Here is a 14,954-nt window from a genome sequence, read left to right as displayed (position 1 = left end):
ACTTCCTAAAACGTTAATCTTAAAAAACTTCTTTAAAACTTACCACTTTTATCCGATAAAAGCGCAGTTTAATCTGATGAGTGTTTGGGTTACACTGCGCGGCATTATTCTCGAAAATCTGAGTGTTATGTTTACCGGAATTGTACAGACTCAAGCGACAGTAGTTAGTGCTGTGTTGCGCGAAGGGATCATGAAGCTGGTGTTGTCGGTTGACAGCCGATATTTGGAAAAATTGACTCATGGTGCGAGTATCGCAATTAATGGATGTTGTCTGACCGTCACAGATTTTGAAGTAAGAGGTGCAGACGTCGTTGGACAGGTGTCTTTTGATGTGATCGACGAAACGCTCCAGTTGACCAACCTGAACTTGCTGCAGCAGGGCAGCCGGGTTAATTTTGAACGCTCTGTGACCTTTGGTACTGAGTTGGGTGGGCATATTGTGTCCGGCCATGTGCATTGTCAGGCGACGATCCTGGCATATATTCAGGAAGCCGATAACTGCCGGATCAAACTTGCCATTCCTGAGCAGTGGAAAAAATACATTCTGTATAAAGGGTTTATCAGTGTTAACGGTGCAAGTTTGACGGTAGGTAAACTAGAAGAAGATGGTTTCTGGCTTCATCTCATTCCGGAAACACTGGCACTGACCAACATTGGCACAGCCCACGTTGGCGATCTGTTTAACATTGAAGTTGACCAGCAGACATACACGACGGTGAACACGGTAGAACATTATCTGCGTAAAAATAGGGGCAATTTCTCATTGTGAGACTATCCTGGTGGCGCGAGTCGATGATTTCGAGGCGATAATTCCGCTGTTACATCCTGTTATCGTTGCGGCGCTGGTATCTGAGGAGACAATACCGTGAGTAGCAGGTGTTGTTCTTAAACATGTGGTGATGTGGGCACCGTCAGTGCCCATTAAAAGACTTGTTCGTCGTCTGCATCAACCCTCAGTTCAAGCTTGTTAATTGCGTAATCTATATGCATGTTCAGATGGATCGGGTTGCAACAAGCTGCGCAATCTTCATAGTAGTCCTGATCACCTTCGCTGGCGTCCAGACTAACAAAAATATGATGGCCACAATGCGGGCAACTAATACGTTGGTCATACAGCTGCTTCATGAGTTTACTCCAACGAGTTTTCCGTTTTTTACATTAATAACTATAGCAGCATTGTGGAGTATTACAGTAAAGTTGCAGTTATTTGCAAAGGTCTTCGATGTGGTTAGCGGCCTGCTTCAGATAATCCCCTGCGAACATATTTGCGTGGCATAGCAAAGGATAGAGTTGATAGATACGTCGGCGGTCTTCATACCCTTCCATTCTGGGGTAAACACTATCATACCCTTTATAAAATGCATGTGGCAGGGGCGCAAAGAGTTCGCTCGATGCGAGATCTATTTCTCTGTCACCATAATAACAAGAGGGGCAGAATAAACAGGGTTTACCCTGGGAAAAGGCGATATTGCCACGCCAAAAGTGGCCGTGTAGCAAAGATGGCGCGACTTGATGTGGCAACATGGGTTTAATGCGCTCAACGAACTGGTCGATATCGACCAGTTTGATCCCTTTTTCTGCCAATAGTTGTAGCTGCCAGGCGATCCGTTCTTCGGCAAAAAACACTTCCCATTTTTTATGCCACTGGTTTGGCTGAACCAAATCGAAAAAGTAATTATCTTCCTCCAGTCCATACATTTTTTGCTCGTGGCGAGCGTGTAGTTTGGCGAGCGTGGTGCCACAGGTGTACCAATCTTCGAGCTCTCCTGACGTCTCAAGCCACTCAAGCACCAAAAAGCAAAATTCAATGCTTGAGCCTATTGTGATGGTATCGGCAACTAAAAAGTCGCTGTCCCGGATCAATGTGTCATGGTTGCGGGCCTCGCATTCAACGCGCTCCAGCGCTTGAATATGATCTACCTTAACCAGATAGCAGTGATGATCATTCTCGATTTTAAACAACCGAGCGTGCGCATTGCAGGGCAATTGCGTTTTACGGGTAAACTCGAAATGTTCATGGATTGCATCACTGATATACTGGTTTACGAGATTCCACATAGTCCCGCCAAGGTTTGAGTACCACACATAGTCTAAACTATGGCCGATTTTTGCTATAACACAAATACTTGTAGCGAGATTTAAATTCACTACAATATGCGGCCGGGCAAAATACTCAGATCATAAGAGGCACTGATGAGTAAAAGTTTAGCGACGAATATCCTGGCCGCTGTGGTTGTACTGCTTGGCTGGTTATTAAAGATAGATGTGTTATGGACTATGGGCTTGTTTGCCTTGTCGGGGGCCGTGACAAACTGGCTTGCAATACACATGCTGTTTGAGAAAGTGCCGGGTCTGTATGGGTCGGGCGTGATCACCATTAAGTTTAAAGAATTTAAAAGCGCCATTCGTAAACTGATACTCGAAGAGTTCTTTAACGAAGATAAGTTGCGTAGTTTCGCACAAAAAAATGAGATTCAGCTGGATCTGAAGCCAGTCATTACGCAAACCGACTTGTCACCTGCATTCAATAAATTGGTACAGGTGATAGAGGCTTCTCAATTTGGGGCTATGTTGGCCATGGTGGGCGGTAAAGAAGCGATTGAGCCGATGAAAGACAGCTTCACCGATAAAATGAAAGAAGCCTTGTTTGAAATCAGTGAAGGGGAAGATTTTCAGCAGCAACTGTCTGGCCTACTGAGTAGCGGGCAGTCGGTTGATGCCGTAAAAGTAGCCATTGAACATGCTGTTGAAGAGCGTTTGGAAGAACTCACGCCAGCGATGGTCAAAAGTATTGTTCAGGATATGATCCACACGCACCTTGGCTGGTTGGTGGTTTGGGGTGGTGTCTTCGGTGGCTTGTTTGGGCTCATTGCAGCTTTGGTCTAAAGGCCACCTTGTGTTGGGTCATTTAGATTGGATAAAACCATTTATATGGACGCATCGTGCTGGGAATAAGCAGTTCACGATGCGCCGAATGGATGGCTGACACTTATCTGGAACCAGAAATGACGATTGTCTGTGTGTTTTCGGTCATCGCTATGTCTGTGATTGACGTGTCAGTCGTAAAGTCGATATTAAGCAGCCCCGCAGTTTTATGCAGGCCAAATTTCTTGGCAAACTGAGGCACTGGCATCTCGTTGCAGGTGAGTTTATTGGCAACAATAGAGCGGCTGATACGATGCTCCGTTAGTTTTTTAATTAAAGTCAGGCGGTGGTTAGTTCCTACTGCGACACATAGCTGTGTCGCGATGCTGTTGTCTGCTCCTACAAATTCTATGTCTCCTGCACTGGCAGCCATGCTGGTGGCCAGAAGCAGAGGGGAAAGCACTAAAGTCGCGGCAAGTTTCATGATCTTCTCCAGATTTATACAAAGCTCACAACAAGTATTAATGCGAATGCTGCAAAATGCTGTAACCATGAAATAACCGAATGTAAGTAACTATGTCTGCTGTAAAAGTGCTAAGTAACAAATTGATTTTAATGCTATAGTTGTTTCAGACGTAAGAGAATAATGTGTTTTGTCAGGGCAGTTTTTTTTCGATTAACTATTTTTCTTTGTTTCATTATAGTGATGTTTTCCTTTAATTGAGCTTAGATTAATACCTGTGTCAAAAGTATGTCGATATCTCTCTGGTTGTGACTGCAATATAGGTTTGTCGACATTGCATACTGCCGACAATATGCGCTGTACTGAGTTTGCAACACCTTTAGGAATCACACTTGGATTCGCTGCATTGATGTAGAAAAAATAGGGGATGATCAAGCGGATATGCTTGACTCCAAGAATGCCATTACAGCCAACAGCAGGTGTATTAAAGTCAGCTTAGTCTCTATTGCAGGGAGAAAACTCGAAATGTGCAGATGGCCGAGCTATATTGTGAACTGTCGAAACTTAGTTGCAATTTTACGTCAATTGTAAGCCAATACTCTGCGGGGTGATCAATCACGCAGAACAATAAGAGAAATATGATGCAAAAATTCAAGCCGACGGCGATTGTACTTGCATTAAGTACAGTTCTTTTAGGGTGCCAGGACAAAGGCCCTCAGAAAGAAAAAGTCACCATTGATAAAAATCCATACCCAAGTACCTACCAGCCTCATAGCTCAGGCTCCACTTTAATCACCAATGCAACTGTACTGACAGGTACAGGCGAGCTGTTGGAAGACACGGATGTATTGCTTAAAGACGGCAAAATCAGCCAGGTTGGTAAAGACCTGTCCGCTCAGGCTGACGTGACCATAGATGCTCAGGGCAAATGGGTCACACCAGGTATTATTGATGTGCATTCACATCTGGGTGCTTATCCAAGCCCTTCTGTAGAGTCTCATGCAGACGGTAACGAGATCACCAAGCCGAATACAGCCCAGGTATGGGTTGAGCACTCAGTTTGGCCACAGGACCCGGGCTTTAACCGGGCGCGTGAAGGCGGGATCACCACCTTACAGATCCTGCCCGGCTCTGCCAACCTGTTTGGCGGTCGCAGTGTAACGCTGAAGAACGTGCCATCACCAACTATGCAAGGCATGAAGTTTCCGGATGCACCCTATGGTCTGAAAATGGCGTGTGGTGAAAACCCGAAACGTGTTTATGGTGGTAAGGGCGTCGCACCTTATACGCGTATGGGTAACATGGCGGGATATCGTGCTGCCTGGGCTGAGGCGAGCGAATACAAACAGGCTTGGGAACAATATGATGCGGCTTATGCGGCAGGACTGAACCCGGATGCACCAAAACGTGACATTCGTTTGGATACGCTCCGTGGTGTGCTTGACGGTGAAATCCTGATCCACAATCACTGCTATAAAGCGGAAGAAATGGCCATGATGATCGACCTCTCTAAAGAGTTTAATTATCACTCGGGTACTTTCCACCATGGTATTGAAGCTTATAAAGTCGCTGATCTGCTTGCCGAGAATGGTAATTGTGCCGCATTGTGGCCTGATTGGTGGGGCTTCAAAATGGAAGCATATGACATGGTTCCTGAAAACGTTGCCATCGTGGATGCCGTTAAAAATTCATGTGCCGTTGTTCACTCTGATTCAGACACCACAATCCAACGTTTGAATCATGAAGCTGCCAAAATCATGAACACTGCGAACCAGGCCGGATTCTCGCTTAAAGAGCAAGATGCCATTAAATGGATCACATATAATGCGGCTAAATCGCTCGGTATCGAAGAAAAGACCGGGTCGGTCAAACAAGGTAAGCAAGCGGATATTGTTATCTGGGACCGCAATCCATTTAGCGTTTATTCTAAAGCCGAAACCGTCTACATCGACGGTGCCAAAGTATATGACCGCTTCGATGAGAAATATCAGGCGGTGAGTGATTTTATGCTGGGTCAGCGCTAAGGAGTAAATGATGAATAAGTTTAAGATTTCTTTATTGACCAGTGCATTGCTGGCTTCTTCAGCCGCATTTGCTCAGATCACGGCGATCACCAATGCTAAGGTTCACACATTGACTGACGCGGGTACCCTGGAAGGGGCAACTGTGGTAATTGAAGACGGCACCATCACTGCGATTAACCCAACGAGTATCGAGGCCGATGTGACGATTGATGCACAAGGCCGAGTTCTTACGCCTGGTTTTATTGGTTCAATGAACCAGCTAGGACTGGTTGAAGTGAGCGCAGTGGCCGGCTCAAGAGATGCAGGTGATGATAAAGCCGACGTGGATTTTGATGCCAGCCCGGCATTCAACCCTCGTTCGTCGTTGATCCCATATGGTCGCAAAGGCGGTATCACGCAAAATGTAGTAATGCCACATGGCGGAAAGAGCATTTTCAAAGGGTTAGCCTTTGTAGTGGACTTATCCGGAGAGTTTGACAGTGTACTGAAGACGCGCACTGCATTGTTGGTTGACATGGATGCAAGCAGCACCGGGTCGCGTGCAATGAAATACAAAACCCTGGCAGAAAAGCTTGAAGGTCAGCAGCAAAAGCTGTCTGATAAGGGCAAGAAAGACGATAAGAAAGCAGCGAAGAAGCCAAGCCAGGAAGAGCAGGTACTGACCGCAGTATTGAAAGGTGAAATGCCAGTTGTTGTTGGCGTAGAACGCGCATCTGACATCCTTGAAGTATTGAAGGTGAAAGAGCAGTTTGGCCTTAACCTGGTTCTTTGGGGCGTGAATGACGCTGTTCTGGTTAAAGAGGAAATCGCTAAGGCGAATGTTCCTGTGGTTATCAGTGCAGTGTCTAATTTGCCAACCAGCTTTAGCTCATTACATGCTGATCTGACCAACGCCGGAGAGCTTGAGCGTGCTGGCGTAAAAGTGCTGTTGTCTGGTTTTGCATTTGAAGGGGCGCACAATTTGTATCAGCTGCGCTTCGATGCGGGTATTGCTGTCGCACATGGTATGAGTTACGAAGGGGCGCTAAAAGCGGTCAGTAGCAATATTGCAGATGTATTTGACCTGGACGGGGGTAAGATTGCCTCTGGCCAGCGTGCTGATTTGGTACTTTGGAGCGCCGACCCATTTGAGTTTACTACAACCTTAGATAAACTCTGGATCAATGGTGAAGAAGTGAGTACAGAATCTCGTCACGATAAACTAAGAGACCGCTATACCACAGACTCCGATATGCCTCGCGCGTATACTAAGTAATCAAGATATCGATAAAGGTCCGTCAGGGCCTTTTTTCTTGCCTAAAAATCATATTTTCACTCTGTCGATTTGCGTTTAACCGTTAAAAAAGTAAGACCGCTGGCGCTGTTGAATGGGGCTGCCATAGGATATAATTTGGCTAAGTCTTAAGAGGTTATAAACGTTTGAAGTGGCAAGCTCTGGTCGATAATCGACAGCGATTTTTCTGGGTTTTACAAATTGCAGGCTGGATTGGCTATGCATTGGTAAACTACATAGGGTCAAAAGTATTCGAAATGCGCGATATTTACGTTTTTGTGATCGTGCTAAACGCCTATGCAGGTTGTCTGATGACAGTGCCATTGCGTTATCTCTACCGTAAAGTATGGAACGCAAAACCATTATTGCTTATCTTTGTTGTTTTTAGCACCTCTTACCTGACAGGCACACTTTGGTCTGTCGTTCAGAAGTTTAACATGTGGGAAATTTACCGGCATGGATACAGGCCCGAAGAATGGTATTACTACCTTCAGCAAGGTTTGGATTCTGTTTACATTATTTTGTGTTGGAGTGGTCTATATTTCGGTATTAAGTACTATCAGCTGCTGCAAAGTGAACGACAGAAGGCACTGAAAGCTAATACAATGGCCCACGAAGCGCAACTTAAAATGCTGCGTTACCAGCTAAATCCCCACTTTCTTTTTAATACACTCAATGCCATTTCAACGCTGGTACTGGTTGAAGAGAATAAAGATGCCAATCAAATGGTGTCCAGGCTGAGCGATTTCCTGCGTTATACATTAAATACAGACCCAATAAAAAAAGTACCGCTAGAGCAGGAGTTGCATGCACTCAAATTGTATTTGAATATTGAGAAGGTGCGCTTTGATGAACGTCTTGAAGTGGTTTTTGATATCACTGAAGAAGCCAAACAAGCACTGGTGCCTAGTCTGATCATGCAACCGTTAATTGAAAACTCAATCAAATATGCTATTGCGCATATGGCCAGTGGTGGCAAAATCGAGATAAGAGCTCAGGTTTTTGCCAATGAGCTATTGTTAGAGGTAGGTGATAACGGGCCGGGTGCGTCCATAGAAAATGGCCAGTTGAGCAATGTCCAGGGGGTAGGTATTGCCAATACCCAGGACAGACTAAGAACATTATACGAAAATAATTATTCATTTGTGCTTGCGCACAATACGCCTTCTGGATTGAAGGTGAATATACGAGTTCCTTTTGAAAAGGCTGAGAAGTAAAGTAATGAGCAAAATCAGAACGCTAATAGTAGACGATGAGTCCCTAGCCAGAAAAGGCCTGGCTGTGCGCTTAAAACAGATAGAAGACATAGACGTTATCGAGTTGTGCAGCTCAGGGGAGCAAGCGCTTGAGTTATGCGCCAATCAACAAATCGATCTGGTATTTCTCGATATTCAAATGCCAACCATGAATGGGTTTGAAGTGGCCAGAGCGCTCAGTGAGAGTGTTAAGCCGTTGCCGGCCATCGTGTTTGTCACTGCTTTTGATCATTATGCAGTAAAAGCCTTTGAAATTCATGCTTTAGATTACATCCTAAAGCCCGTAGATGACAACAGACTAAAACAGGCGGTTGAAAAAGTGCATAGCTATTTGAAAACACAACAAGATAATGCTCACAAGAAAAAGCTCGCCAGCTTCGTTGCCGGTATCACAGGCAATAACTGCGAAGAAATTCTGCGTAAATTGGCTACTGGTGACACCATTGAAGACAAAAAGTATCCAGAGTCGATTGCGGTAAAAGAGCAGGGGGAAATCATTCGAGTATCAGCTGCCTCTATTCAATGGATTGATGCTGCCGGAGATTACATGTGTTTGCACTGCTCTGACGGTCAGACTCATATTTTGCGTAAAACGATGAAAGAGCTTGAGCAGGAATTGGACCCTAAATTATTTGTGCGTGTTCATCGTTCAGCTATCGTCAATACCAAGCAGATCAGCAAGCTGGTTACACAAAGCAGTGGCGAGTATTTGTTGGTGTTAGAAAATGGCCAGGAGTTAAAAGTCAGCCGAAGCTACCGTGACAAAGTTAAAGCGGCTTTAGCAAGCTAGACCGATTTTGGATGATGAATTGAGAAGGAAGGGTTATCCGGGCAGCAATGCCACCCGGACTCGGACTTTCTAGACGGTGACAATTTTCATTGTATTGGTCGCACCAATGGTTTCCATTACGTCACCGTGAGTTAGGATCACCGTATCGCCTTGTTCCAGCGCACCTGTTTCGACCAGTGTATTTAGCGCATCGCGAACGGTTGATTCTCCACTACATTGAGTAGAATCAAAATAAACCGGATAAACGCCCCGATAGAGCGCTGTCTGGCCAAGTGTTCTGGCGTGTCGAGAAAGTGAATAGATTGGTAAGCCAGAGCTAATTCTCGACATTAATTTAGATGTATTTCCAGACTCAGTCAGTGCAACGATGGCTTTTACTGAAGTCAGATGGTTTGCCGCATACATAGCTGACAGGGCCAGTGTTTCTGATGTATCAGTAAACATGCTATCCAGTCGGTGTCTTGAAATGTGTGTTTGTGGCTGTGATTCAGCACCAAGACAAACACGTGCCATCGTTGCGACGGTTTCTTCCGGATATTCGCCTGCAGCTGTTTCTGCTGACAGCATTACGGCATCAGTGCCATCCAGTACCGCATTTGCTACGTCCATGACTTCGGCACGGGTCGGCATCGGGTTATCTATCATAGATTCCATCATTTGTGTTGCAGTGATAACCGTTCTGTTGAGTGAACGTGCACGGCTAATGATTTGCTTTTGCTTGCCTACCAAGGCCGCATCACCAATTTCTACACCCAAATCACCCCGTGCAACCATCACTGCGTCTGAGGCTAATACAATGTCGTCAATCGCTTCAACTGAATCAACGGCTTCTGCACGTTCAATCTTAGCCAGTAGTTGTGCGTCTGATCCTGCTTTTTCAGCAAGGCCCCGAACGTAGCGCATGTCGTCGCCGCTGCGCGGGAATGAAACGGCAATATAGTCAACGCCAATTTCAGTCGCAGTAAGTAAATCTTCTTTGTCTTTTTCGGTAAATGCAGGCGCTGTCAGGCCACCCCCCAATCGGTTGATGCCCTTATTGTTCGACAGGACACCGCCGACAGTAACCGTACAGTGCACTTTATTGCCCGCAACGTTATCTACGGTTAGCTGGATAAGACCATCATTCAACAGAAGTAAATCGCCCGCATTTACATCATTTGGTAGCTCTTTATAATCAATACCGACAGACTCGATAGTGCCTTCACCTTTTTCAAGTTCAGCGTCTAGAGTAAACTTTGCACCTACGTCTAGGTTAACTTTGCCGTCTTTGAATGTAGAAACACGAATTTTGGGACCCTGCAAATCAGCCAGTATTGCGACGTGTTTGTTCAATTTTTTTGCAATTTCCCTGACTGCTTCTGCGCGGTCTTTATGGTCCTGTGCGACACCGTGGGAAAAGTTCAAACGAACGACGTTTGCACCTGCGCGAATGATTTTTTCTAAGTTATTATCTCTATCTGTAGCTGGCCCTAGTGTTGCTACAATCTTTGTGCGTCTAAGCATCAGGTTCTCCTGTTGGCTTGTCTCGGTGACTTTATCTGGATAACTTGCTGGGTTTTAAGAAAGAAATATCTTATAGCCCTTTTTAACATGCAAATTAAATTATATGATCTATATGAACTGATTATGACACCGGTGTCAGGTGGCGTCAATCACGACTTTTTGTCAATAACATGCCGTACTTATCTAAAATTGATTAATTTACAATCAGGTAGGCGGGATCAGTGAGGTAAGCTGAACGCTTTATATCCGACTCAGCTTGGGTATAATGACGGTACGCTACCGAAAGACTATTGAATTTGTTACCGAGGAGGAAAACTTAATGCAAGTTGCATTAGTTGGTTTGGGTGTGATGGGGAAAAACCTCGCGCTAAATCTTATAGAACAGGGCATGACATTAGTTGCCTATGATAAAAACCCGGACGCGGGAGCGGAGCTATTAAGTTGCGCGCAGTCGTCGGGTATTGCCGAGCGCCTTCACATCGTTTCCGATCTTGCTGACATGGTTAAGCGATTGGATACGCCAAGGTCTGTTTTGCTTCTGGTACCGGCTGGTGAGCTGGTTGATAAGGTGTGTCAGGACTTAATTGAAGCGGGTGTCGAGAAAGGCGACATCATTGTCGATTGTGGCAATAGTAACTACAAAGATGGTATTGCCCGCAAACTTAAGTACCAGAACAAGTTCGAGTTTGCCACGATGGGGATTTCGGGTGGTGCAGAAGGGGCTCGACATGGGCCTGCTATGATGGCCAGTGGTTCAGAAGGTGGCTGGGAGCGCTTAATTCCTTGGTTCGAAAAAGTGGCTGCCACGCACAATGGTGAGTCTTGCTTTGCACGTGTTGGGCAGTCGGCTAGTGGCCATTTTGTGAAGATGGTTCACAATGGTATTGAGTACGCCTTGATGCAGCTTATCGCAGAGATGTATCAGCTGTTACGCATAGGTACCGGCCGCTCACCTGCTCAGGTAGCAGAGGTGTTTAAGAGCTGGTCTGAAGGGCCGCTTAACAGCTATCTGCTCGCTATTTCAAGCCATATTCTGAGCCTTGAAAGCGATCAGAATGAACCTATGGTTGACCTAATTGACAATAAAGTGGGTGCAAAGGGAACGGGTCTTTGGACTGCACAAAATGCGCTTGAGCTTGGGATCGCAGTTCCGTCTTTGGTGGCTGCTGTGCAAGCCAGACATTTGACCAACACCATAGATACACCAGCAGCGAAAGAAATGACGTATGCTCAGCGTGCAACAAACAGTGTAGATCTTGATTTAGATGAACTCAAAGATGCATTCTATTTTGCCAGCCTGCTTTGTTATCGTCAGGGTTTGGCACTGATCAAAGGCGCGTCCAGATCGCACCAGTGGAAAGTTGATCTGGATAAAACCCTTCAGACATGGCGTGCAGGGTGTATCATCAGAGCCGATTATCTGGACGATATTGCTAAAGGCGTTGAGTTCCTGGATACACAAGAAGGGCCTGCCAATGCTTTACGTAAAATTGCTGGTCAGGCAATTCAGAGTGGCTTGGCGTTCCCTGTACTGGCTTCTACACAAACTTATTTCGCGACACTGAGTACGCCGAGCAATGGCCACTTAGTTCAGGCGCAGCGTGATTATTTCGGTGAGCACGGAATTAAGACCCACAGCGGTGAGTCGTGTCACCTGACTGATTTAGCTGAGATTGACGCTAAAGTCAGATAAATTGTTTGACTGTTCAAATAAAAAGCCCGGGATGTCAGCCCGGGCTTTTTTGTATGTGTGCGTATGATGGCTAACGAGTCAGTTCACCACGCAGGTTGTCTTGCATCAGGTGACGTACGGTCTCCAGTTCGAGACCCTGACTGAATAAGTAATGTAGCTTAGTCAGACATGCTTCCAACGTCATATCATACCCACTAATTACGCCGCAGTTGAGAAGGGCGTTACCTGTCGCATAGCCACCCATATTAACCTGACCCTGAATACACTGGGTTAAATTAACGATCACGACCCCTCTGTCCGAGGCCGCTTTAAGAGCGTTAAGAATGTCTTCTTGCTGAGGTGCATTGCCGACACCAAAGCTCAGCAATATAAGGGCTTTGATATCACTCTGCAGGACATTCGCTACCATGGTGCTACTGATACCTGGGTACAGGTGCAGCACGCCTATGGGTTGTGATGCAACAGATGTGACGCGCAAACCCTGGTCAACGTATGGGCTAAGCTGACCTTCGAGTAATTGAATATTTATCCCAGCCTGAGCGAGAGGGGCCATATTGGGAGAGGCAAAGGCGTCAAATCCGTCGGCATGTGCTTTGATGGCACGATTACCTCGAAAGAGTTTGTTATTAAAAAATAGGCTTACTTCGGCAATGGGGTAGTTTGCGGCGAGATACATTGCATTAAGCAAGTTAACCTGGCCATCAGAGCGAAGTTGGGACAGGGGAATTTGTGAACCTGTGATAATCACAGGCTTGGTCAGGTTTTCGAACATAAATGACAGTGCAGATGCTGTGTAAGCCATGGTATCTGTGCCATGCAATACGACGAACCCATCGTACTCTTCGTATTTACTCTTAATGTCGTCGGCTATTAGTTGCCAGTGTTGTGGCGACATGTCAGATGAATCGATCAGTGGGCAGTATTCATGAATGTCGAACAGGGGCATTTCTTCTCGGGTGAATTCAGCATTACTTTTTACCGTCTCTGTGAGATATCCTGCGACGGGTACGTACCCCCGGCTGGATTGCTTCATGCCAATTGTGCCGCCTGTATAGGCAATATAGATTTTTTTTCTTTTCATTCTGGTACCTAAAAAAAAGCCCGGATCCTAGTCCGGGCTAATTATATCAACTGCAGCATCACAATGCAGTCAAATCATTGAGACATTCCTTACTCACCCACTATGCAAGTGGTACACAAGGTGTAGATGTTATTAGGGTCATTAAATTGTGTGATCATCGCAGCACTTTGTTTCACCTGATAGAAAAGCTGGTTGAGTCCTTCATGAGCAATCGGATTTAATGACGGCGCATTATCTTCTGACGCTGAAAGCAAAGACTGCATGGTTGCTGAGCCGAAAATATCCTGTAGTAGCTGCTCCTTTTCTGACAGGGTTTGCTCAACAGTGTAAATATCGTAATGCTCAAGGTTGGCCATTTTTGCAGCTGCTTCAATCGCTTGCTGCTTAGTACCAAGTTGGTCAATGAGCCCAAACTCATGCGCCTGAGTAGCAAGCCATACCCGGCCTTGTGCGACATCATCTACGTCAGATACTGGCAGGTTACGGGAATCTGCTATCACAGAAATAAACTTGTTGTAGGCATCTTCCACACCCATTTGCAATACATCTGCAAACTTAGGATCCAGGCCTCTGGACAAAGAGGACGACTTAAGCTCAGTCGTTGCCACACCGTCTGAATATACGCCCAATTCTTTCAATGAATTCTCAAAGGTTAAGATGGTTCCAAAGACACCAATAGATCCGGTAATTGTACTTGGAGACGCCCAAATTTCGTTAGCAGACGCTGCAATCCAGTAGCCGCCTGATGCTGCCACTGAGCCCATAGACGCAATCACTGGTTTTCCGGCAGCTTTAATGGCCAGCACTTCGTTACGAATAACTTCGGAAGCAAACATACTGCCGCCACCAGAATCAATCCTTAACACCACAGCCTTTACTTTGTCATCCAGTCGGGCTTTTCGTAGCAGAGCCGCTGTTGAGTCACCGCCTATCATACCGGCTTTACGTTTGCCGTCGACAATCGTGCCTTTTGCAACGACTACGGCGACTTTTTCGGTAAATGGATTCGGGCCAAAGTCGTGTGACGCGGTACTTGCAAAGTAGTCCTCGAAAGAGATTTGTTTGAAGCGCTTACCATTGTTCTGAGTGCCTACCAGGTCAATCATTTTTTGGTTGAATTCCTGGTCTGTTTCGAGTGAATCAACCCAGCCATACTTTAAGGCAAATTGCGCAGAGTCGCCGGTCACCGAGGCCATTTTATCTACATATTGAGTAAGTGTTTCGTCAAAGTTGGCAAGTTCAAATCCGCGCTTGTTTGCTACGTCTTGTTTGTACTGAGACCATAAAGTGTTAAGCCAAAGTTTGCTGGCTTCTTTTGCAGCCGCAGACATATCATTACGAATGAATGGCTCAACCGCTGACTTATAGGTACCTACCCGAAAGATGTGTTGTGTGACCTTGAGCTTTTCCAGTGCCTCTTTAAAGTACATTGGGTAGGAGCCATAGCCACTGATGTTAATGCCCCCGTACGGGTGAACAGATACTTCGTCGGCGTGAGCGGCCAGATAATACTGAGACTGACTAAAATACGGGCTATGCGCAAAGACCTTTTTTTCTGATTCTTTGAAAGATTCAATAGCACCGGCAATATCACGTAACTTATCCAGGTGTGCGTAGTGCATATGACGTAAATCTAGGTAAAGCGCTTTGATGCGGGGGTCGCGGGCCGCTGTATTGATGGTGTTGACAACATCGTCGACCAGCATTTCTTTGGGCAGGTCTTGCTTACCGAACACGTCTCCCATAGCTGCGTCTATTGGGTCAACATAAGTTAGTTGCTCAACCAGTTTACCAGACAAGTTCAGTCGCAATACACTGTCCTGCGTTACCTGAGGTTGCTCCTCCGTTGAGAAAACACCGATCATCGCTGCAATGATCAGGAAGAAGAACAAAAAATTGAGGAGCAAGCGGCGAGAAAAGTTTATCGCGTGCCAGATCCCGAGAAAAAATTTACCGATCAATTTCAAAGCTATACCTCTGAATGTCTTAGTGGAATGTACTCACTG

General features: G+C 45.8%; 13 protein-coding genes. 7 read left to right on the top strand and 6 right to left on the bottom strand.

The window, feature by feature from the left end:
* Positions 1 to 127 precede the first annotated feature (127 nt).
* Positions 128 to 769, top strand: a complete 642-nt coding sequence (locus tag CWC22_RS10500; protein WP_125559798.1) for a riboflavin synthase subunit alpha — start codon at positions 128 to 130, stop codon at positions 767 to 769.
* 152 nt (positions 770 to 921) lie between these two features.
* On the opposite strand, the gene CWC22_RS10495 is transcribed toward CWC22_RS10500, so the two are convergent.
* Together CWC22_RS10495 and CWC22_RS10490 are read right to left on the bottom strand one after the other, a co-directional pair.
* Positions 922 to 1,125, bottom strand: a complete 204-nt coding sequence (locus CWC22_RS10495; RefSeq protein WP_010384490.1) for a CPXCG motif-containing cysteine-rich protein — start codon at positions 1,123 to 1,125, stop codon at positions 922 to 924.
* A 78-nt stretch (positions 1,126 to 1,203) separates the two neighbouring features.
* On the bottom strand, positions 1,204 to 2,058 hold the full coding sequence (locus CWC22_RS10490; protein ID WP_138536041.1) for a fructosamine kinase family protein: 855 nt from the start codon (positions 2,056 to 2,058) through the stop codon (positions 1,204 to 1,206).
* A gap of 135 nt (positions 2,059 to 2,193) precedes the next feature.
* Here CWC22_RS10490 and CWC22_RS10485 point away from each other — a divergent pair, with 135 nt between their 5' ends.
* Positions 2,194 to 2,886 (top strand): DUF445 domain-containing protein, encoded by a 693-nt coding sequence (locus tag CWC22_RS10485; protein WP_125559736.1) that lies wholly within the window; start codon positions 2,194 to 2,196, stop codon positions 2,884 to 2,886.
* Positions 2,887 to 2,989: 103 nt separating this feature from the next.
* Here the strand turns inward: CWC22_RS10485 and CWC22_RS10480 are convergent, their stop codons facing one another.
* A complete protein-coding gene (locus CWC22_RS10480; RefSeq protein WP_171044976.1) occupies positions 2,990 to 3,349 on the bottom strand; it encodes a DUF3718 domain-containing protein in 360 nt (119 codons plus the stop codon).
* Positions 3,350 to 3,969: 620 nt separating this feature from the next.
* Here CWC22_RS10480 and CWC22_RS10475 point away from each other — a divergent pair.
* From CWC22_RS10475 to CWC22_RS10460, 4 genes are all read left to right on the top strand, one after another.
* A complete protein-coding gene (locus tag CWC22_RS10475; RefSeq protein ID WP_138536047.1) occupies positions 3,970 to 5,352 on the top strand; it encodes an amidohydrolase in 1,383 nt (460 codons plus the stop codon).
* Between the two features lie 10 nt (positions 5,353 to 5,362).
* Positions 5,363 to 6,607, top strand: a complete 1,245-nt coding sequence (locus CWC22_RS10470) for an amidohydrolase family protein (protein WP_138536037.1) — start codon at positions 5,363 to 5,365, stop codon at positions 6,605 to 6,607.
* Positions 6,608 to 6,771: 164 nt separating this feature from the next.
* Positions 6,772 to 7,842, top strand: coding sequence for a sensor histidine kinase (locus CWC22_RS10465; protein WP_010384498.1), 1,071 nt, complete (start codon positions 6,772 to 6,774; stop codon positions 7,840 to 7,842).
* A 4-nt stretch (positions 7,843 to 7,846) separates the two neighbouring features.
* Positions 7,847 to 8,671, top strand: coding sequence for a LytR/AlgR family response regulator transcription factor (locus tag CWC22_RS10460; protein ID WP_125559731.1), 825 nt, complete (start codon positions 7,847 to 7,849; stop codon positions 8,669 to 8,671).
* 69 nt (positions 8,672 to 8,740) lie between these two features.
* Here CWC22_RS10460 and pyk read toward each other — a convergent pair whose 3' ends face one another.
* Positions 8,741 to 10,174 carry a pyruvate kinase gene (gene pyk / locus CWC22_RS10455; RefSeq protein WP_138536035.1) on the bottom strand — a complete coding sequence of 478 codons (1,434 nt, stop codon included), beginning with the start codon at positions 10,172 to 10,174 and terminating at the stop codon, positions 8,741 to 8,743.
* A 319-nt stretch (positions 10,175 to 10,493) separates the two neighbouring features.
* Between pyk and gndA the strand changes: the two genes are divergently transcribed.
* Positions 10,494 to 11,867 (top strand): NADP-dependent phosphogluconate dehydrogenase, encoded by a 1,374-nt coding sequence (gndA, locus tag CWC22_RS10450; protein WP_125559727.1) that lies wholly within the window; start codon positions 10,494 to 10,496, stop codon positions 11,865 to 11,867.
* A 70-nt stretch (positions 11,868 to 11,937) separates the two neighbouring features.
* Here the strand turns inward: gndA and ansA are convergent, their stop codons facing one another.
* Positions 11,938 to 12,948 (bottom strand): asparaginase, encoded by a 1,011-nt coding sequence (gene ansA / locus CWC22_RS10445; RefSeq protein ID WP_138536033.1) that lies wholly within the window; start codon positions 12,946 to 12,948, stop codon positions 11,938 to 11,940.
* Positions 12,949 to 13,037: 89 nt separating this feature from the next.
* Complete coding sequence (gene sppA, locus CWC22_RS10440) at positions 13,038 to 14,909, bottom strand: signal peptide peptidase SppA (RefSeq protein WP_230090653.1); 1,872 nt, start codon at positions 14,907 to 14,909, stop codon at positions 13,038 to 13,040.
* Positions 14,910 to 14,954: the final 45 nt, after the last annotated feature.

This window comes from Pseudoalteromonas rubra (assembly GCF_005886805.2).
Taxonomy (GTDB): Bacteria; Pseudomonadota; Gammaproteobacteria; order Enterobacterales; family Alteromonadaceae; genus Pseudoalteromonas; species Pseudoalteromonas rubra_D.
Note: the sequence above shows the minus strand (reverse complement) of the source record. Positions and strands in the feature narration are given on the sequence as shown.

Bases quoted from the DNA above. Each gene is read 5' to 3' on its own strand.
- CWC22_RS10500 (WP_125559798.1), top strand. From the start codon at position 128: ATGTTTACCGGAATTGTACAGACTCAAGCGACAGTAGTTAGTGCTGTG.
- CWC22_RS10495 (WP_010384490.1), bottom strand. From the start codon at position 1,125: ATGAAGCAGCTGTATGACCAACGTATTAGTTGCCCGCATTGTGGCCAT.
- CWC22_RS10490 (WP_138536041.1), bottom strand. From the start codon at position 2,058: ATGTGGAATCTCGTAAACCAGTATATCAGTGATGCAATCCATGAACAT.
- CWC22_RS10485 (WP_125559736.1), top strand. From the start codon at position 2,194: ATGAGTAAAAGTTTAGCGACGAATATCCTGGCCGCTGTGGTTGTACTG.
- CWC22_RS10480 (WP_171044976.1), bottom strand. From the start codon at position 3,349: ATGAAACTTGCCGCGACTTTAGTGCTTTCCCCTCTGCTTCTGGCCACC.
- CWC22_RS10475 (WP_138536047.1), top strand. From the start codon at position 3,970: ATGCAAAAATTCAAGCCGACGGCGATTGTACTTGCATTAAGTACAGTT.
- CWC22_RS10470 (WP_138536037.1), top strand. From the start codon at position 5,363: ATGAATAAGTTTAAGATTTCTTTATTGACCAGTGCATTGCTGGCTTCT.
- CWC22_RS10460 (WP_125559731.1), top strand. From the start codon at position 7,847: ATGAGCAAAATCAGAACGCTAATAGTAGACGATGAGTCCCTAGCCAGA.
- pyk (WP_138536035.1), bottom strand. From the start codon at position 10,174: ATGCTTAGACGCACAAAGATTGTAGCAACACTAGGGCCAGCTACAGAT.
- gndA (WP_125559727.1), top strand. From the start codon at position 10,494: ATGCAAGTTGCATTAGTTGGTTTGGGTGTGATGGGGAAAAACCTCGCG.
- ansA (WP_138536033.1), bottom strand. From the start codon at position 12,948: ATGAAAAGAAAAAAAATCTATATTGCCTATACAGGCGGCACAATTGGC.